Annotated in this window: 17 protein-coding genes; 5 read left to right on the top strand and 12 right to left on the bottom strand. The window is 39.4% G+C overall.

The window, feature by feature from the left end:
* The first annotated feature begins 147 nt into the window (after positions 1 to 147).
* Positions 148 to 1554, top strand: coding sequence for a membrane-bound lytic murein transglycosylase MltF (gene mltF, locus ABJD71_RS10725; RefSeq protein WP_348168663.1), 1407 nt, complete (start codon positions 148 to 150; stop codon positions 1552 to 1554).
* A gap of 22 nt (positions 1555 to 1576) precedes the next feature.
* On the opposite strand, the gene ABJD71_RS10720 is transcribed toward mltF, so the two are convergent.
* The gene (locus ABJD71_RS10720) at positions 1577 to 3010 is read right to left on the bottom strand and encodes a polysaccharide lyase family 7 protein (protein ID WP_348168660.1); all 1434 of its coding nucleotides are present in this window, start codon (positions 3008 to 3010) and stop codon (positions 1577 to 1579) included.
* 210 nt (positions 3011 to 3220) lie between these two features.
* Here ABJD71_RS10720 and ABJD71_RS10715 point away from each other — a divergent pair, with 210 nt between their 5' ends.
* Positions 3221 to 3373 (top strand): hypothetical protein, encoded by a 153-nt coding sequence (locus tag ABJD71_RS10715; protein ID WP_348168657.1) that lies wholly within the window; start codon positions 3221 to 3223, stop codon positions 3371 to 3373.
* A 17-nt stretch (positions 3374 to 3390) separates the two neighbouring features.
* On the opposite strand, the gene tadA is transcribed toward ABJD71_RS10715, so the two are convergent.
* Positions 3391 to 3873, bottom strand: a complete 483-nt coding sequence (gene tadA, locus ABJD71_RS10710; protein ID WP_348168654.1) for a tRNA adenosine(34) deaminase TadA — start codon at positions 3871 to 3873, stop codon at positions 3391 to 3393.
* Between the two features lie 202 nt (positions 3874 to 4075).
* Here tadA and ABJD71_RS10705 point away from each other — a divergent pair, with 202 nt between their 5' ends.
* Entirely contained in the window at positions 4076 to 4318 is a 243-nt protein-coding gene (locus ABJD71_RS10705; protein ID WP_348168651.1) for a hypothetical protein, read from the top strand.
* A 54-nt stretch (positions 4319 to 4372) separates the two neighbouring features.
* Here ABJD71_RS10705 and ABJD71_RS10700 read toward each other — a convergent pair whose 3' ends face one another.
* The 5 genes from ABJD71_RS10700 to guaB all read right to left on the bottom strand — a co-directional run bounded on the left by ABJD71_RS10700 (position 4373) and on the right by guaB (position 9739).
* The gene (locus ABJD71_RS10700; RefSeq protein ID WP_348168648.1) at positions 4373 to 5494 is read right to left on the bottom strand and encodes a 1-acyl-sn-glycerol-3-phosphate acyltransferase; all 1122 of its coding nucleotides are present in this window, start codon (positions 5492 to 5494) and stop codon (positions 4373 to 4375) included.
* A 65-nt stretch (positions 5495 to 5559) separates the two neighbouring features.
* Positions 5560 to 6117: a YaeQ family protein gene (locus tag ABJD71_RS10695; RefSeq protein WP_348168645.1), complete on the bottom strand. Its 558-nt coding sequence runs from the start codon at positions 6115 to 6117 to the stop codon at positions 5560 to 5562.
* A gap of 21 nt (positions 6118 to 6138) precedes the next feature.
* Positions 6139 to 6597, bottom strand: coding sequence for a GNAT family N-acetyltransferase (locus ABJD71_RS10690; RefSeq protein WP_348168642.1), 459 nt, complete (start codon positions 6595 to 6597; stop codon positions 6139 to 6141).
* A 17-nt stretch (positions 6598 to 6614) separates the two neighbouring features.
* On the bottom strand, positions 6615 to 8192 hold the full coding sequence (gene guaA / locus ABJD71_RS10685; protein WP_348168639.1) for a glutamine-hydrolyzing GMP synthase: 1578 nt from the start codon (positions 8190 to 8192) through the stop codon (positions 6615 to 6617).
* Between the two features lie 77 nt (positions 8193 to 8269).
* Positions 8270 to 9739 carry an IMP dehydrogenase gene (gene guaB, locus ABJD71_RS10680; protein ID WP_348168636.1) on the bottom strand — a complete coding sequence of 490 codons (1470 nt, stop codon included), beginning with the start codon at positions 9737 to 9739 and terminating at the stop codon, positions 8270 to 8272.
* A 197-nt stretch (positions 9740 to 9936) separates the two neighbouring features.
* On the opposite strand from guaB, the gene xseA reads away from it, so the two are divergent.
* Positions 9937 to 11292 (top strand): exodeoxyribonuclease VII large subunit, encoded by a 1356-nt coding sequence (gene xseA / locus ABJD71_RS10675; RefSeq protein WP_348168633.1) that lies wholly within the window; start codon positions 9937 to 9939, stop codon positions 11290 to 11292.
* Between the two features lie 270 nt (positions 11293 to 11562).
* Positions 11563 to 14286: a hypothetical protein gene (locus ABJD71_RS10670; protein WP_348168630.1), complete on the top strand. Its 2724-nt coding sequence runs from the start codon at positions 11563 to 11565 to the stop codon at positions 14284 to 14286.
* A gap of 104 nt (positions 14287 to 14390) precedes the next feature.
* Here the strand turns inward: ABJD71_RS10670 and der are convergent, their stop codons facing one another.
* The 5 genes from der to ispG form a co-directional block, all read right to left on the bottom strand.
* Positions 14391 to 15842 carry a ribosome biogenesis GTPase Der gene (gene der / locus ABJD71_RS10665; RefSeq protein WP_348168627.1) on the bottom strand — a complete coding sequence of 484 codons (1452 nt, stop codon included), beginning with the start codon at positions 15840 to 15842 and terminating at the stop codon, positions 14391 to 14393.
* A 105-nt stretch (positions 15843 to 15947) separates the two neighbouring features.
* Complete coding sequence (gene bamB, locus ABJD71_RS10660; RefSeq protein ID WP_348168624.1) at positions 15948 to 17177, bottom strand: outer membrane protein assembly factor BamB; 1230 nt, start codon at positions 17175 to 17177, stop codon at positions 15948 to 15950.
* A 10-nt stretch (positions 17178 to 17187) separates the two neighbouring features.
* Entirely contained in the window at positions 17188 to 17811 is a 624-nt protein-coding gene (locus ABJD71_RS10655; protein ID WP_348168621.1) for a tetratricopeptide repeat protein, read from the bottom strand.
* Positions 17812 to 17893: 82 nt separating this feature from the next.
* Complete coding sequence (gene hisS, locus ABJD71_RS10650) at positions 17894 to 19174, bottom strand: histidine--tRNA ligase (RefSeq protein ID WP_348168618.1); 1281 nt, start codon at positions 19172 to 19174, stop codon at positions 17894 to 17896.
* Positions 19175 to 19295: 121 nt separating this feature from the next.
* Positions 19296 to 20414, bottom strand: a complete 1119-nt coding sequence (ispG, locus tag ABJD71_RS10645) for a flavodoxin-dependent (E)-4-hydroxy-3-methylbut-2-enyl-diphosphate synthase (RefSeq protein ID WP_348168615.1) — start codon at positions 20412 to 20414, stop codon at positions 19296 to 19298.
* Between the last annotated feature and the right edge of the window lie 10 nt (positions 20415 to 20424).

The raw sequence follows: 20424 nt of genomic DNA, 5'->3' as shown, positions 1-20424 counted from the left end.
AGGGTAATTTTATCAGATTGATAAGTGCAACATCTTCTATTTTATAAAAAACAAAGCACTGGATGAATACTAAAAATTTGTACACAATAGAGTTTAAAACATTTTGAGGATTATATTATTCGTTTCCTTCGTTATATCGCATCAATAGTGATAATTACAATGACCAGTTGTAACGACGTTAAGCAGTCTTCTAGTTTAACCAATATATTGGACTCCGGCATACTTAAAATTGGAACGACATACGGGCTCACAACTTACTATAACGGCCCAACAGGCCCCGTGGGGTTTGAATATGAATTAGCTGAAGGCTTTGCAGATTATCTCGGTGTAAAATTAGAAGTTTTTCCTTACTACAATCTCAATGAACTCTTTCCACAATTACAAAACTCCCATATTGATGTCATCGCTGCCGGCATAGTTGTAAGCCCAGAGCGTTTTAATAACTTTCGATTTGGTCCCGGATACCAAAGAGTTACTGAAAAGTTGGTATTTAAGCAAGGAGATGTATGGCCTAGAAAAATTGAAGATATCAATGGCGAGCTATTGGTTGTCGCCGGCAGTAGCCACAATGAATCTTTACGAAAATTACAAGAGTCACATACCAGCCTTAAATGGCAAGAGACAGATGAAAGAGATATGGAAGAGTTAATGGAAATGGTCTTAAAAGATACATTAGATTACACCGTTGCAGATTCAAATATTTTAGCCTTGATGCGTCGCCGCTTTCCGGAGTTAGCTATTGGCTTTTCTGTTAGTGAAGAACACGATATCGCTTGGGCGGTTAATAAACAAAACGATGATTCATTGTTAGCTGCCATGATTGAATACTTTGGAATAATTCAAAGCAATGGCACTTTTGCAGCTCTTGAGGACAAGTACTTTGGTCATGTACGACAATTTAACTATGTAGATACCCGTGAGTTCATTAAGTCAGCTAAAAATGTACTCCCAACTTATCAACCATGGTTTCAGCAATATTCTAGAGATATAGACTGGCGTTTATTAGCAGCCATGAGTTACCAAGAGAGTCATTGGCACCCCAATGCAAAGTCAGTTACAGGGGTTCGAGGCATGATGATGTTAACGCTTGCAACTGCAAGAGAGTTAGGCATTGCATCAAGACTTGACCCAGAGCAAAGTATCAAAGGAGGCGCAGCATATTTAGCAAAAATATTGAAACGCATACCCGACCGAATAACATCGCCAGACCGTTTATGGTTTGCTTTGGCTGCATACAATATTGGGTTTGGTCATCTTGAAGACGCTAGAGTATTAACTCAAAGACAAGGTGCAAGTCCAGACATGTGGGTAGATGTGAAGATACGTTTATTACAACTTAGACAGAAAAGATATTACAAAACCACAAAATACGGCTATGCCAGAGGTAACGAAGCAGTAGCTTATGTAGATAATATTCGCCGCTACTATGACACCCTTGTTTGGTTAGATGAACAACAACCACAAATATTAGAACAGGCCCCAGAAAACTCAGAACCTGTCGAAACGACTCCTGACAAAATAGAATCGACAGAGGTTATCGCTGCGTTAGACTAAATGCTCTGTAATAAAGTTTAAATTATTCGCTGTCGGCATACCCTGTATGGCTATTACGAATTTCATAAAAAGTTGCTTGAGCGTACTCATCAGCATTACTTGAATTGTTTAGGTGATATACACCCACTTTAAAATAATGATACTGATCATCGGCATCGAATAAGCTATTACTCATATCAAGACTAGAGACTATGTCTTCTTTTCCTTCACGGTGAATAGTGACTGTCAACAAATTAGCAACGACATTAATTTTATAACTAAACACCTCATCTAATGCGATACCATCACTGGGGTTTGAGGCACTGCTACTTCTACTGCCAATCATCTCTACATACACTTCATCAGAACCAATAACTCGAGGTTCATGAGCAAAATAAATTGAGCCTCTATCATTACCGGGTAATTTTCTATAATACAGACGAATAGGCTCATCATCATTGGCATGGACCTGTCCAATTACCAACCTACCTACTTGGTAATCCTCTCCAGTAGTTGTGACATTGTTAACCGCTAAAGTCACATTTAACTCACCATCAACACCACCTGCATCAGCCTGCACTGAATTGGCAGCACTGCCAAATACCCAGTTATTTTTATTCACCCCTTTAGTACTGAATGAGTTATTACCTCTTCGTAACATTTCCCGAAGTTCAACCCGAACATAACTAGTATTAGTTGATGTCTTAAAGCCATAACTAGGTGAGCGCATTACTATTCCGCCGTCTACTGAGGCGTAGAAATATTCAGAGTTGGTGTAACCTGCAGCTAATTTAGTTTCAGATATTGAATCAGAAGTCCCGCTATTATCATCATCAGTCGGTACACTTAGGTACCAGTCAATAAGCTCAATGCCCAATTCATTTGGAAAAGCAGCGACAATTTGACCATCAGCCCCTTCACAACTGTGAGCTTCAACTTCAACGATACTGTTCCAGTCATTCTCAGAATTACCTAAAACTACAATCTTAATATAACGAGCTTCACTTTCTATCAGGTTTACCTGCTCAAACCCACTATGCTTGCCACTTGAGATTCCATCTTCGAGTACAGGCTCCCAAATAACGCCGTCTATAGACGTTTCGACTTCAAAGTTTGCTTGGCGCTCAGCCCCCTCATACCATTTGATCTTTAAAGAACCTAAAGTATTGGCACTACCTAAATCTAATAACAACTCTTTCCCTGCCCCTTCAGAAGACCATCTAGACACAGGAGTAGTAAGGTTATCAATAGCTTTTTCAGGTAAGTATAACGGGTCTCCCCCCCCATCATCAGTGGCTAAAGCAATGTTATAAAGCTGATTAACGCATTCGCCTGAACTTTCCTCTGGCACTTCAGGTTCAGGCGTCACTATCACTTCTTGGCTATTGACTCCACCAGAATCTGAACCGCCACAAGCAGTCATGACTAAAGCACAACACAACCCTATAAACTTATTACGTACAACCAAACTTGACATAGCACTACCCTATAAGACTAAAGACACTGATAACTCAAAACTTTGAACTTAATATACTGGAATTATATTACATTGCCTGCTAAAGATGTCACATTTTCGTAACATTCATCCTTTAGGTTATCTATAAGTTAGAAGTCAATATAGTTGAACTAAAAAAGGCTATTGGCGACTAAAACAAACGAAACGCTCATAATTGAACAGAAGGAAATCATGAAAAAACGTAATTCCATGCAGGGTAGACACAAATTAGCTAGCAACAGTAGAAGACGGCAATTATTGAAGCGCGTGCAACAAAAAGTAACGCTTCGTAGACAACACTTTCAAATATTAGAAACCGTTGATGAGTTGACTCAATATCATTAATCGATAATGGCGAGTTTTCACTTTTGTTTCAATTTCTTTTTCTCTGCTCTTCTTGTTCGAAAGAAATCAGATAACATTGCACCACACTCATCACCCAACACTCCCTTTGTTACTTCTATCTGGTGATTCAATCGTTCATCATTTAGCAAGTTCATGATGCTACCCGCTGCACCTGTTTTAAAGTCACTTGCGCCATAGACCACTCTTTGTATTCGACTATGTACCAACACTCCAGCACACATTGAACAAGGTTCAAGTGTCACGTATAAAGTACTGTTTATTAACCTATAATTTTTAAGAGTTTGCCCAGCTTCCCGAATAGCCATCATTTCCGCATGAGCCGAAGGGTCATGTAAAGTAATAGATTGATTCCATCCCTGCCCAATAATATTGCCTTCTTGTACCAGAACCGCTCCGACGGGGATTTCACCTTGTGACTGCGCATTGTTAGCAAGCGTTAAAGCATGGCGCATCCATTTTGTATCTTCTTCAATGTTCATGAATTCAGTTATCTTTTTCATTAATATTTAGTTAGTTTCATCATTAAATTAGTATCTTAGCCATTAATTTATAGCTACCGTTGTTTATAAACCTCTAACCGATTGATAAATAACATATTATAAACCTGGTCGATAATTTGCTTTGTTAAGAGTATAAGCATAAACTTTTTACAATCCGAGACAAGAAGAAGGGGAATAGAATATGAATTTAACCGCAATTTTGATAGTCGCACTCGTATGTTGGGCTATCGTTGAACTAGTCAACGGACCTAAGGGTAAGAAAAAAGATAAAACTAATGTTAGGCAAGCTCAGATAACAAATGAACTACTGCAAGAAATGGCTACAATGCGTGAACGTATAGAAACACTTGAAAAAATTGTCACCGATGAAAAGTATGATCTAAATCGTCAGTTTGATGATTTAAAGAAGGACAAAGTAGCATAATAGTTATGTAAACTGAGTGGGTTACAGACAGTTCCCGCTTAGTTCTTTCAAGTATCAACTAAGCTGCTTTTTATACGCCGTAGCATACATATTTAATAATTTTAAACTCTCAGCCTCGTTGAGGTGTTGTAACCTTTCTTTTAAGTACTGCTTCGCCATTTTATAATGATTATCTGTTAAGTCAATATCAGTATTACCAAGCATACTCGCGGCCACAAGCCCCGTAGCAAATGGCTTGTAATTATCCAAGATCACTTTATCTAGATATGCCGCTACACCTTTAGCATTTTCATATTCACCGAATAACACTTCAGAAAAGTGTAGATGTACCCTACCTTTCTTACCTGTAATACCATTCACAATGCTTTGTACATCTTCGTTATCAGGCTTGTCGTAACAACCGTTTTTCTCTAACTGATCCAACTCTCTAGCTTTACTAACGTCACAGGGATCAAATTCATATGAAATAGATACTGGGACTATCCGTAATTCATTCACATACTCAGAAAACGTTTTCGCCTTGGGTTTGTTAAGTGACAGCATAGAAATAATAGCTGGATTGGTTAAGTCATTTCCATCTTTAGCGCGACCTTCCCGCTGCGCAATCCAAACATGTTGCAGCTCAGAATGTAGCGTAAATTCGATATATTCACTTAATAATTTAGCCGCCTTTAACTTTTCTCGCCTGTCGGTAGCTTGACGCTTTACAATAAAACACTTATTCAAACGGATCAAATCTGCAACCCAAGGTTTTTTAAGTAGATTATCACCCACTGCGATTCTTACGGTATCTTGGCCATGTACATGTAACGCCCAATTTATGAGCGCAGGATCCAAAGCAATGTCTCTATGATTACTAACAAATAAACAAGGCTTAGAGACATCGAGCTCATCTAACCCAGAAATAGTTACTGAATCCGTCGTAGTGGCTATCATTTTATCCATGTAAGGACCAATTAGACTTTGAAACCCACTTAATGTGTCAATCTTTTTGGCTTGCCTATTTATATAAAAACGGGTTATCCGTGCTAAAAGCGGCCAAGTGAATCTTGGCCATGACGCAAACTTGAAGGCCACTAAACTAGCTATAAAGTCCGGGGTATTGAATAGCTTAGGTAATTCAATTGCTAAATCGGCGTCATCAAATGGACGTATTGAGTCGAATTTTTCTAGCATTGGGGATGTTAATTCCTACTTAAAACAAGCGATTACCTGTTGGTTAATTTACGTTTCATTCTAAATTAGCTGTTTGGAGTATCCTGCAAAACAGTCCAAGTTACTTCATGTTGAGTTTCTTCAGTTGCAAAAAAAGCTGAGCTATCATTTATTGAGACTGAAAGTTCCATAGTCCTAGATAGTTTTTGACTGAGGTTTTGAATGGCCCCCCAATCAAAAGAAACGACAGTGATTGGTAGAGTCTGAAACTGTGACTGCACCTGTTTCCACCAAACTGCAGACTTACTGTTAAAGCTATAAATATAACACTGCTTAGCTAAACGACAGCTCTTCTTTACCCTGTCAAAACTGGGTTCACCAACATCTATCCAACATGATATTTGGTCATCAAGCTCCTTTACCCAAATATCAGGCTCTTCAATTGCACTTAAACCTTTGGTAAACGTCATTAAACTAGCGGAGTCTTTATACATATTTAAGCAATAGGCTAACACTCTAGCCATCATTCGCTCATGGGTTTCTGAAGGATGTAAGGCAATAGTAAGGTTGACTGCATCATAAAAATCATGATTAAAGTCAGAAATTGAAATATTAAATTTATATATAGTTGGCTTCAGCGCCATAGAGTATTTACTCGGTTTAAGTTAGGAAAGTTTCATTTCTATTAAAGACGGCGTAAAACCCATTTTTTCGTAGGCGGTTAATGCAGGGATATTTTCAGCATAGGCTTCTAGATAGAAATCCTCAAAACCTAAGTTTTTACCCCACTGAATAAGTGCTTGCATAATAAGTTGATTAACGCCCTGTCCTCGATGAGACTCAATTACGTACATAAAACCCAAATAAACGTGCTGATCATGGATTAAATGTGGCTTGGAGTCACGAATGCGCGCATAGCCTGAGCCAACAATGATTCCTTCGACCTCGGCAACCATTACAATTGAATTATCACTCTCTATAAGTGCACCAATATCATAATAATGAATGCCTTTAGGTTTAAGGCACTCATTAAAAGGTCGTTCTGTTGCAATTATGCCTTGCTCAAACTCTTGCAAAATTGGGAGTTCAGCTTTAACAGCTGGTCTTATTTTTATTTCACTCATTGAGCTCTTTTACCTACTTATTCCCATTCTATCGTGGCCGGTGGCTTACCAGAAATGTCATATACAACTCTTGAAATACCATCTATTTCATTAATGATCCTGTTAGATACTTTCCCTAAAAAGTCATAAGGTAGATGAGCCCAATGGGCCGTCATAAAGTCTATAGTCTCTACCGCTCGTAATGATACAACCCAATCATATTTTCGAGCATCCCCCATGACACCAACAGATTTAACGGGTAAGAACACAGTAAAGGCCTGGCTAACTTTTTGATATAAATCAGCTTCATGCAGCTCATCAATGAAAATTGCATCAGCTCTGCGTAATAAATCACAGTACTCCTTCTTCACTTCGCCTAACACTCGTACACCTAAACCAGGTCCAGGGAATGGATGGCGATAAAGCATGTCATAGGGTAGGCCTAGCTCTAAACCAATTTTACGCACTTCGTCTTTAAACAATTCACGTAATGGCTCTACTAGCCCCATCTTCATATCATCTGGTAAACCACCTACATTATGGTGAGACTTAATGACATGTGCTTTACCTGTTGCAGAAGCCGCAGACTCGATTACATCAGGGTAAATAGTACCTTGTGCTAACCACTTGGCATCCACTAACTTTTTAGACTCTTCATCGAACACTTCAACAAAAATACGACCAATAATCTTACGTTTAGCTTCTGGCTCACCTTCATCAGCAAGGGCTTCGAGAAACCTATCTTCTGCCTCAATTTTACGGATATTTAAACCAAAATGGTCTCCAAACATATCCATCACTTGCTGACCTTCATTTAACCGGAGTAAGCCGTTATCAACAAAGACACAGGTTAAGTTTTTTCCTATAGCACGATGCAGTAACATTGCCACAACAGAGGAGTCCACTCCTCCAGACAAACCTAAAATCACTTGATCATCACCAACTTGCTTTTTCATTTTAGCTACGGCATCTTCAATAATAGCTGCCGGAGTCCAAAGCTTTTCACAGCCGCATATATCTAAAACAAACTGCGACAACATTCGTTGCCCTTGACGAGTATGGGTAACTTCTGGATGAAATTGAATACCATAGAATTTTTTATCTTCATTTACGAAAGCTGCAAATGGGCAAGAATCTGTTTTCGCCGTTGTTACAAAACCAGCTGGAGCTTCGCTTACTTTATCTCCATGGCTCATCCATACGTCAAGTAAGGAGTTACCGTCATCAGATAAATGATCTTCAATATTTTTAAATAACGCCATTTCACCAATGACTTCAACCTGAGCATAACCAAACTCCTTTAAATTAGAACTTTGAACTTTACCACCTAATTGTTCTGCCATAGTTTGCATACCATAACAAATACCTAATACAGGTACGCCGGCATTGAAAACATATTCAGGTGCACGAGGTGAGTTATCTGCATGCACAGATTCAGGGCCTCCAGATAAGATAATTCCGTTAGGGTTAAACTCTTTTATCTGTTCTTCGCTAACGTCCCATGCCCAAAGTTCACAATAAACGCCAATTTCTCTTACTCGACGGGCAATCAATTGCGTATATTGAGATCCAAAATCTAAGATCAAAATACGTTGGTCATGGATATCTAAACTCATCTGTTTACTCTTTTATTAAAAATGAAATGTGAACGCCCTACACTTTTTGTCAGGCGCTGATTGGCATAAACTAAAACTTAACCTAAACGGTAATTAGGCGCTTCTTTGGTGATACTCACATCATGTACATGTGACTCCCCCATTCCTGCAGCTGTCACTTTTACAAATTGGGGTTTAGTGCGTAGTTCTTCTATAGTTGCTGATCCTGTCAAGCCCATAGCAGAACGAAGTCCGCCCATTTGTTGATGTATAATATTTGCAATTGGCCCTTTATAAGCGACACGACCCTCAATACCTTCTGGCACTAACTTTTCTGCACTTTTAGAGTCTTGGAAGTAGCGATCTGACGAACCATTATTTTGATCCATAGCACCTAATGAGCCCATGCCACGGTAAGACTTATAATAGCGACCTTGATAAAGCTCGACTTCACCTGGCGCTTCTTCAGTACCCGCCAACATACTCCCTACCATCACACTACTTGCTCCAGCAACTAATGCTTTTGCAATATCACCAGAAAAACGAATACCACCATCAGCAATAACAGGAACGCCGGTATCTTTCAATGCTTCGACTGCATCAGAGACAGCTGTAATTTGTGGTACTCCACAACCAGTTACGATACGGGTAGTACAAATTGAACCAGGACCAATTCCAACTTTAACACCATCAACGCCAGCATCGGCCAGGGCTTTAGCACCTTCTCCGGTAGCAACATTACCCGCAATTAACTGTACATTTGGATAATCGGTACGTACCTTTTTAACACGATCAATTACACCTTGAGAATGCCCATGTGAAGTATCAATTAACAGCACATCCACACCAGCTTCAATCAGTAATTGAATACGCTCATCCGTACCGGGGCCAACACTAACAGCAGCGCCAACACGCAAACGCCCTAATTCATCTTTACAAGCATTAGGTTTACTCTCTGCTTTTTGAAAATCTTTAACGGTAATCATACCTTTTAGCTTAAAGGCACCATCCACAACTAGAATTTTTTCAATACGAGATTGATGCATTAAATCAAGAACTTGCTCAGAAGGCGCGCCTTCTTTTACAGTTACCAAATCGTCCTTTTTAGTCATGACACTAGAAATTGGCTGTTCTAGATTGTTTTCAAAACGTAAATCTCGACCAGTAACAATACCAATTAGATTATTATCTTCATCAACTACAGGAAACCCTGAAAACCCATGTTGTTTACATAGTGCGTTAATTTCACCAATTGTAGCGGTAGGTAGAACAGTAACAGGGTCTGACACAACTCCACTTTCGTATTTTTTAACAGTACGTACATGCTCTGCTTGTTGTTCTGGAGCCATATTCTTATGAATAAAACCAATACCGCCTTCTTGCGCAAGAGCGATAGCCAAACGAGCTTCAGACACTGTGTCCATTGCAGCTGATATGAGAGGGATATTTAAACTAACACCGCGAGTTAATCTAGTTTTAAGATCAGCGGTATGGGGTAAAACTGTAGAGTGGCCAGGCACCAATAAAACGTCATCAAACGTTAGCGCCTCTTTAGCGATCCGTAACATGCAACATCACCTTTAAATAGGGTTTTAATTGCGGCGCAATTCTAGCGGCTTTACATTGTTTCGTCTAGAAGATTATCACTGAAAACAATAGATAATTAACACTTTACAGCCACAAGCTAAGTAGAATTAACAATATGTCCTCTGAGACAGATCTGGTACACTAATAGGTATTCATTCAGTTGTGAATTTTGTGATCCATGTTTCAGTCTCAACCCACTTCGAAAACTATACTAACTGTTAGTCATTTAAATCGTTTAGCCCGCACTGTTTTAGAAAATGAAATAGGGAAAATCTGGTTATCTGCGGAAATATCTAACTTTGTTGCCGCAAGCTCTGGACACTGGTATTTCACTTTAAAAGACAGTAGAAGCCAAGTAAAAGCAGCGATGTTTAAAGGCTCGAATAAACGAGTACACCAAAAACCTAAAGAAGGTGATAAAATATTGGTAAGAGCCAACATTGGGTTATATGAACCTAGAGGCGACTACCAACTTATTGTAGAACATATAGAACCAGAGGGGGAAGGCCAATTAAAACAACAGTTTGAACAACTAAAGGTTAAATTGTCTCAACAAGGCCTATTCGCTCATGAAGCTAAACAAGTATTACCCAAAGTAGTTAAATCAGTTGGAGTAGTTACATCAGCAACTGGCGCTGCCTTACACGACATACTAACAGTATTGCAGCGGCGAAACCCTTCAATACAAGTAATAATCTACCCTACTCAAGTACAAGGTAGTTCTGCTGTTGGCAATATTTGTACAGCCATTGAAGCTGCAAACCATAGGCAAGAAGTAGATGTATTAATTGTTGGCCGAGGTGGAGGTTCACTAGAAGATTTATGGTGTTTTAATGATGAAGAGTTAGCACGAGTAATATTTGCATCTAAATTACCTGTAGTCAGTGCAGTTGGCCATGAAGTAGATGTTAGTATTGCTGATTTTGTCGCAGACCTAAGAGCGGCTACACCGTCAGCAGCAGCTGAATTGATTAGTGAAGATCAATCAGCTCTATTTGAAAAAATAACATCTCTTAATAATCAACTTGTTAAAGGCTTTGAAAAACAATATCAAGTGCAGAAACATCGTCAACAAATAGCCATTAAGGCTTTGCTTCAAAATCATCCACAAAAACAGCTCGAACAAAAAAATCAATTTGTAGACCAACTCCAAAGCAGGTTACAGCAAGTGTTTGAACAAAATATTATTCAAACTAAACAACGCCACCAGCATATCAATGAACGTCTTAGGCTGTTATCGCCTGCTAAACAAATTCAAACTCATTTAACACGCCTTATTGAATTAAGAGCAAATTTAAGTAAGAGCTGCCAGGCACTTTTAAAAACAAAACGACAGCTACTATCCAACAATAGTCATATATTAGAAACTGTAAGCCCTTTAGCGACTCTATCGCGGGGCTATAGTATTAACTTTAAACAGAGTCAAATAGTAAAAAGTGCTGCAGAATTACAATCGGGTGATGAAATTACAAGCCGCTTTATTGATGGGGAAGTGATGAGTAGAGTTGTAACAGTAAAACCCATGGATGATTAGCCCAATTTAATATTGCTCAGCCACATTTGACGCCCTAGCCCCTCTAACTCATATTTTTTTAGTAATTTCATAAAAGTATGAGAGTCTTTTTAAGTTAAAAACACTTCCTTGTTATGAGTATGTTTAGAAACAAACTCACAAACACCTATTGATAAGTTCTCAATCATTTAACCCTTGATGCATAAAAATATATTTCTATAAGCCAGCGCACACTAAAGGGTTAAGACGATATTTAACATAGGCCAATCATTGGACAAAAAAGGTACCACCATGGAATACAGACTCTCGCCAAACACTTTTACAAAAACAAGAGCACTTAAGAACATATTTACACTCCCACAAAAATTCAATTTGATACTTAAACTCAGCTCAGTAATATTTATATTTACTGGGTGTGGCAATGATTCTGGAGACTCTCCTAAAAGTCCCGTGATTAATAATATAGCTCCCACTATTAGTGTGAGTAATGTTTCTGCAGTTGAAACATCAGAAGTAACGCTATCTTCTACTGCTACTGATACAGATGGCACTATACAAAATTATGAGTGGATTCAAACATCTGGTGACTCAGTAACTTTGAATAACGCCAACACCGCATCTGCTACCTTTACTGCACCAGAGATAACAAATAACCAAATTCTTGGGTTTCAAATCACAGTAACAGATGATGGCGGTTTAACAGCCTCTGCTGATGTAACCGTAAGCGTCATTGCCTTTGTTGCTCCAACCGTATCTGCTGACAACCAATCTGCAGAAGAAAGCTCCCTCGTAACGCTTTCGGCAACGGCTTCCGATACTGACGGCAGTATACAAACCTATGAGTGGACGCAGACATCCGGTGACTCAGTGACATTAGACGACGCTAGTTCGGCCTCTGCATCCTTTACAGCACCTGAGGTAACTGAAGACCAAACACTTGGATTTCAAATAACAGTTACTGACAACGAAGGCTTAACAGCATCTACCAATACAACCGTAAATATTACAGCCAAGATGCTTGATGTCACCATTGCTGGTGTAGTCACTGATGGCCCTATCGCCAATGCAAATGTCTTGCTTGAAGTTGGCGAGCAAAGCTTCACTACTCAGGCAGATGAAAACGGTGCGTACTCAATTGATGTAAGTGTCGATGACTCATACATAGATAGCATAGTAAAAGCTACGGCAACTGGTAGTGAAGTAAATAGCATCATAAAACTCGTTTCATACTTTGGCATATTATCATCCATTTTAGAGGGAGCAGGGAATGATGCGACGCTAACCAGTGATGAGCTATTTAATACTAACATTACCAATGTAAGTACCGCTGTTGCTGCCTCTTTGGAATTGGCAGTCGACGGTGAAATCTTCACTTTAGAAGCACTTGAAGCCGCACAAACTAATTTAGACGGTAACTTAATCTTGCCTTTTGCAACTGCAATTAAGTTAGTAATTGATTACGCTTCGGAAAACCCAGACTTAACCTTACCGGATACAGTTACTGACACCTTTGCGTTATTAAAGGATCAAGATACGATTACTACCTATATAAGTTACATTGAGGAAAGCTACTCAGAAGAATATGCTGCAGCACAAAGCTTAATTTTAGAAGATGATTCACTAATTGATTCCAGTATTAATGAATCCAATGTAGTAGACACCTATTATTTTTTCGTTATGTCGAGTAGTACTAGTCAGGGTCAGCAACTTGTCCTTAACGATGATCATACTGGCAAAGAAATATTCTACGAGCGGAGCGATACTGGTTCTGGTGAAACTGAGCTAACCTGGGAGCTAACTGAAACTGGCTATACAATTACCTATATTGAGCCCGAAACCTATTCTAGTACTACCTATATAAATGATGAGATAGGTTACACTGAAGTGTATTCCTCTATTATTTCCAAGAACATAAACATATTAGTAGAATTAACGGATACAGTGTTAATTAGTACTAACTCTACTTGGTTATTTGAATTTCCAGAAGGAGAATTCGAGTCTTATACAGAAACTGATATACCAATCCAAAAGATAATAATGAAAAGTTCTGCCGTTAAAAGCTCTGTAGGACAACTGGAAATGGGGACCGAATACGCCCTTAGTTTACCCTACTTTCATAATACGATTACTATACCCGAAGGTTTAAGTGAGTTAAGCAATACAGACGCACAATCATCTTATGCTTACGCTGTGTTTTCAGGAGACTCTGATATTGGAGGCAGCGTTACATTAAACTACCCCAACACTGGTTTTGACGGTATGACTACATTCGAAGAAACGCAAGCAACATGGTCTATTGATGATTCAGGTAAACTTTTAATCACGTACTCAGAAGGCTATATCGAAACTAGCTTATTGGATATTTCAAATAACAACACACTTTTAGCGTCAGTATTAGTTAAGGAAGAAAACAATGGGTATACAGCCGCCAGTACTGATTACCACTTAAAAAGAACGACTACATGGACCTTAGATAGTATACCAGGAATTTATGCTTTAGATTGGGGGGTGTTAGGTGACCCAAATACGCTTTTCTGGTTAGATTTAAATGAAGATGGTACGGGCACCCAAAATAATTCGTACGAAGATAATGAGGGTATCGTATCCATTTCATCTTTATCTATTTTATGGCAGCTTAATGAAAGCGGAATACTTTCTATAAGACGATACTATGGTACAGAAGGGTATTGTGACCCGGAAGAATTTGACCCTTCTCCACAAGCTGATTGTAATCTTTACAATGACCGAGAACTAGACCTTTTAACAACCACAGAGGTCAATGGTGAACAACGGATACACACATTACATACTCATAAGTTTTATTTTGATTATCGCCTCAAACAAATTGATCCTAATTATACCGAGCATGCTCTTCAATTTATAAATGCCGGCATTCGATACTGGATTAAACTAGATGATACACCCGTTTCAGCTGAAGGAGCTGGGCAATCAGTTACTCAGCTACCATTAGAAAAGACGTTGGAAGATTACTCTAGGTTCGACGTTAAAGAATAAAAGGCACAATATGAAGGTAGACATAAACAGATTAAAAGTTTGAGTCTAGAGTAAGCTTTAATACTCAAACTGCAAATAAATCAGCAAAATCCAAGTGGTTAACACTACTTGGATTTTTTATGCATACGCATTAATTGTCTGCGTTTACGTCTTTGAGAGTCATTCAGCTGACTGTGATCAGACTCAAAAGGATTAACAGAATCTCTAAACTCTATCTTGATTGGTGTACCCATAACCTTTAAAGATTTTCTAAAGTAATTCATCAAGTACCGTTTATATGAATCCGGCAAGTCTTTAAGTTGGTTTCCGTGGATAACCACAATAGGCGGGTTGTAACCACCAGCATGAGCGTACTTCAACTTAACACGACGACCACGTACCATAGGCGGTTGATGATCATCTTGAGCCATATCCATTATTCGTGTCAGCATAGCCGTATTAATACGTTTAGTAGCGGAGGCATAAGCTTCTTGTACTGATTCAAATAAATGCCCTACTCCGGTCCCATGTAAAGCCGAAATAAAGTGTAACCGAGCAAAATCAATAAAACCTAAACGTCTATCTAGCTCTCGTTTAATTTCGTCTTTGATATCTTTGTCTAATCCGTCCCACTTATTAACTGCAACAACTAAAGACCGCCCAGCATTTAATATAAAGCCTAATAAACTCAAATCTTGGTCGGTTATGCCTTCTTGGGCGTCTACCACGAACAATACAACGTTAGCTTCTTCGATGGCTTGTAAGGTTTTAACAATTGAGAACTTTTCAATTGCTTCAGAAATATTGCGCCTTTTTCTTACACCCGCAGTATCGATAAGTATGTATTTTCTATCGTCACGCTCCATAGGAATAAAAACACTATCTCGAGTAGTGCCAGGTTCATCATAAACCACGACTCGCTCTTCACCTAAAATGCGGTTTGTAAGGGTCGACTTGCCCACATTTGGTTTACCAACAATGGCTAGCTTAATAGGTAATGCTTGCAGTTTTTCTAACTGCATCGCCGCATCTTCTTCGGTTAGTTCTTCCTCAACTTCTTCTGGTATATGCATATCAGGGAAACTGTCAGAAATGGGGACTAAAGTATGCTGCAATAATTGCGTTACCCCTCGCCCATGAGCCGCAGCGATTTGGTTTACAGAGCCTAACCCCAGAGCAAAGAAATCAGCGCTTTCACTATCTCCATCAATGCCATCAACTTTATTCGCCACAACATAAACTGGCTTATCTTGTTTTCTTAGATGCTCAGCTATGCCTTGATCAGCGCCTGTCATGCCAGTGCGAGCATCAACCAAAAACAATACGATATCTGCTTCGACAATGGCCAATAATGATTGCTCTGCCATAGCCATGTCTATGCCCTGTTCATCACCACTTATTCCGCCAGTGTCTACTACAATAAACTGCAGACCTTCATACTTAACTTGGCCATACTTTCTGTCTCTGGTCAACCCTGGGAAGTCTGCCACCAAAGCATCTCTAGTCCGAGTAAGACGGTTAAACAAGGTTGATTTTCCAACATTAGGGCGGCCAACAAGAGCAACAACGGGTAACATAAACTTTTTCCTATAGACAAAAACGGCTTAGAGAACATAAATGTTTCCAAGCCGCATTAAAACTTACTAAGTTTTTAATCGGAGTCACTCCGACAAGGTTAACTTTTAAGGGGTTTGCACTGCCACTAACTTACCATCACGTGTTTGTGTATAAAGTATACCATTGGCTTCAACGGGAGCATGAAAAATACTTTCATCATCATCATCATCACCGACCTCAAGACGCGCGACTAAGCTACCATCTTCTTTACTAAACCAGTGTAAATAGCCGTATTCATCTCCCGATACTAAATAGTCCCCAACTGGAGTAGCTCCAGTTAGCAGGCGCTTCTTAAGGGCGCTTTGACTCCACATTTCAACTCCATTACGGCTATCCAATGCATAAACTGTACTATTGGCGTCCACTAGGTATAGAGTTGAACTATCAATGGTTAAGCGACGGTATGAATTATATTCTCGTTTCCAAACTACACGGCCAGTTCGTAACTCAACTGCAGCAAGTGAACCATCATATGAAATAACATATATTATCCCACCTGAAACTAAGGGTTGGCTGTCAATATCAACGATACGCTCTAACTCTGTTACACCAGTTGCCGCAGACACTACTTGCTCCCAAGCCGTTTGCCCTGACTCTAAAATATTTACCACAAGCTTACCTGTTGCAGTACCTATTATTGCTCCACCATTTACGGCTGCTGGTGAAGACACTCCTCTTAAAGATAGAGGGGGAACATCTGACTCAAAAGCCCATACTTCTTCGCCTGTACTAGCATTTAAAGCAAATACAAAACCTGAACCAGTATTCACAACCACCACACCACCTTCTACGGCTGGCGATGCCAATACTTCTCCTTTTACCATGACCTTCCACTTTTGCTCACCAGTGTTGGCATCTAAAGCTATAACCTCACCATTTTCGGTGCCAAAAAATACAGTTTCATAAGCAACACTCAATCCACCGGCAATTTTTGCTGGTGTGCCATCATCCCACAAATTTGTGATGAAACTGGTCCAGCTGGTATCTTCAAAAATAGCAAAATTTGTTGACCAAACTTTTTTCCCTGTATCTTGCTCAAAAGCAGCAACTAAACCTTGTCTATTGGCTGCGAAAACCATGTCATAAGCAACGGCAGGATGCAATTTAGAATAGAACCCATTAATACCATTTCCTAAATCTTTTGACCAAACCACTGTTGGTGTAAACTGTTGTTCTATAGGTTTTAATCGTCTTATTTCTAATTCTTCATCATCATAAAACCAATTTGCCACCGTTGTACAACCACTTAGCAATATAACGTTAGCAAGCAAAATGCTGAGAATAAAATGCTTCACTCGTACCACCTTACCCATTTGCAGCCACAGCTAAATTATCCAGTTTCATTTTCAAATTTTGATTCCGTTCACCATTTTCTAAAGCAGAACTATACGCAGCTCTTGCTTTATCAAATAACTGTTGTGCTAAGTACGCATCCCCTTTAATTTCCAGGGATTGGCTTTTAAAAGCGTCAACAGTGACTTTATCTGCACTAGCAATGGCTAAATCAAACTCGCCTTGAGCAAGTTGAATCCTCGCCAAGCGAAGTCGCGCTACGAATTGAACAGTAGATAGCTCTGCATTATTAGCAACAAACTCAAGTTGTTGTGCTGCTTCTGCGAAATCTTCTCTTTCGGCAGCCTTTTGCGCGACTTCTAAAGCCATTAATGTTGCATACCCTGTTCCGGCATGGTCATCTAGATAAGCTTTTGCTTCTGTAAATCCTTTCTCATCCTGAGCGAGCTTTACGGTTGCGGTCTCATATGCCATCGAAGCTTGCTCTTTAGTCGAAATTTGTGAGTCATTGTAATAACGCCAGCCATATAGACCACCTAACCCTAGAACAGCACCAATAATTAGGGCACTACCATTTTCTTTCCAAAAGCGTTTAATGGCTTCAACTTGCTGTTCTTCTGTTTCGTACTGTTCCATCACCTATTCCTCTTACTGCTAGATTATCTTAGATAGATAATACTATTGTTAATTCGTTAATTCTCTAAAACTGACTTTACAGTTAGAAACCAAAGATTTGTTTTATAACACCAGTCAACTCATCACTTTTAATTAATTGTTGAGCTTGCTGCTCTCGCAAATATTTGATCGCTACTTGCTGTGTTTCTTTTTCATTTTCACCAATAATCAATGCCAACTTGGCACCGCTGTTATCAGCTCGCTTCATTTGTTTCTTAAAGTTACCGCCACCATTATGGTTCATTACTTTAAGATGCGGTATCGCATCCCGTAATGACTCACTAATTTTCCTAGCATATAACTCAACTGACTCGTCCATTGCTGTAATATATATATCTACAGAAGGTGAGATATTTTTATCTAACCCTAATGTTTGTAACATCAAAATCAAACGTTCTAAGCCCATAGCAAACCCTACACCTTGTGTAGATTTACCACCTAATTGCTCAACTAAACCGTCGTAGCGACCACCGGCACACACAGTACCTTGTGAACCTAAACTTTCAGTCACCCATTCAAAGACAGTTCGATTATAATAATCTAACCCACGAACGAGGGCTGGATTAACACGATATTGGATGCCAAAGCTGTCTAATCGTTCACATAAACCTTTAAAATGTTTTTCAGACTCCTCATCCAGGCAATCAATTAGTTTAGGTGCATCTTTTACAGCATCTTGAACTTGTGGGTTTTTACTATCTAAAACCCTTAATGGGTTGGTTTCTAAACGGCGTAAACTATCTTCATCTAACAGCTCTTTTCGCTCGTTAAGGTACGACACAAGTTGCTCTTTGTAAGCAGCTCTAGCTTCAGACGACCCAAGTGAATTAACTTCTAAAGTAACATGCTGACTTATGCCAAACTTCTTCCATAATCTTGCACTTAATAAAATAACTTCTGCGTCTATGTCGGGCCCTGCTAGACCAAAGACCTCTACACCAAACTGATGAAATTGACGATAGCGCCCTTTTTGAGGCCGTTCATGACGAAACATTTGTCCTAAATACCATAGGCGCTGTTGCTGATTATACAACAGGCCATGCTCATTACCGGCTCGAACCACGCTTGCAGTGCCTTCTGGACGCAAGGTGAGACTATCAGAATTGCGATCTGAGAAAGTGTACATTTCTTTTTCTACAATATCAGTTACTTCACCAATAGAACGTTTGAATAAACCAGTGCTTTCTACAATGGGAGTACGAATTTCGTTGTAACCATAGCTAGCTACAACTTGGCGGATAGTAGATTCAACAAATTGCCAGAGCCCAGTGTCAGTGGGTAAGCAATCATTCATTCCTCGAATAGCCTGAATTTGTTTTGACACGAAAAAATATTCTCTTATGCGATAATTAAAAAAAGCCCCGCATTATAGGGGCTTTGATCATAAACGTAAAATTTTGATTTAGAAAAACAGTCCAAATTAGCGTCTTTCAGTGAATTAACACCTAACTAAGCTGTTTAACGGCAATTTGGCTCTTCTCTTCGATACGGCTTGCTTTGGCACGAATTCGTCTTTCGAGCTGATCGACTAAATCATTATTATTTAAACGTTCTTTTTGACGCTTACCATCTAAGTAGAAACCGCTCATGTTTCGGGCGCCAGTTAATCCTAGATCAGAGACTTCAGCTTCACCAGGGCCATTAACGACACAACCAATAATTGATACGTCCATTGGCGTTAATAAATCTTCGAGTCTTTCTTCAAGAGCATTAACCGTATCTATCACGTCAAACTCCTGTCTAGAACAGCTTGGGCAAGCGATAAAATTAATTCCTCGAGAACGTATTCTCAAAGACTTTAAAATATCGAAGCCCACTTTTATTTCTTCCACTGGGTCTGCCGCTAAAGAAATTCGCACAGTATCTCCTATACCTTCTGCGAGCAGCATTCCTAGGCCTACAGAGCTTTTTACCGCTCCAGCTCTTATACCACCAGCCTCAGTAATTCCTAAATGTAATGGTTGCTCAATTTGTTTGGCCAATTCACGATATGCGCCAACGGCCAAGAATACATCAGAGGCTTTTACACTCACTTTAAATTGATCAAAGTTTAATTTATCTAATATATCTACATGGCGCATTGCTGATTCGACTAACGCTGCTGGTGTCGGCTCACCGTACTTTTCTTGCAAGTCTTTTTCTAACGATCCACCATTCACACCAATTCGAATAGGAATATTTTTGTCCTTTGCACAATCAACCACAGCTCGTACACGATCCATACTGCCAATATTTCCAGGGTTAATTCTAAGACAATCAACTCCGTACTCTGCCACCTTCAACGCTATGCGGTAGTCGAAATGAATATCTGCAATTAACGGAACAGACACCTGTTGTTTAATTAGCTTAAATGCTTCAGCAGCATCCATAGTGGGTACAGAAACACGCACGATCTCCCCACCTACAGCTTGAATTCTATTGATTTGTGCGACAGTTTTTTCTACATCCGTAGTTAAGGTATTTGTCATCGATTGCACAGCGATTGGTGCACCATCACCGATAGGAACCTTGCCTACGTTGATACGTTTTGATTTACGACGTTTTATAGGAGATTCTGCAAACATAATAGTAACT

Origin of the sequence: Paraglaciecola sp., from assembly GCF_039943935.1 — a bacterium.
Classification (GTDB): Bacteria; Pseudomonadota; Gammaproteobacteria; order Enterobacterales; family Alteromonadaceae; genus Paraglaciecola.
Note: the sequence above shows the minus strand (reverse complement) of the source record. Positions and strands in the feature narration are given on the sequence as shown.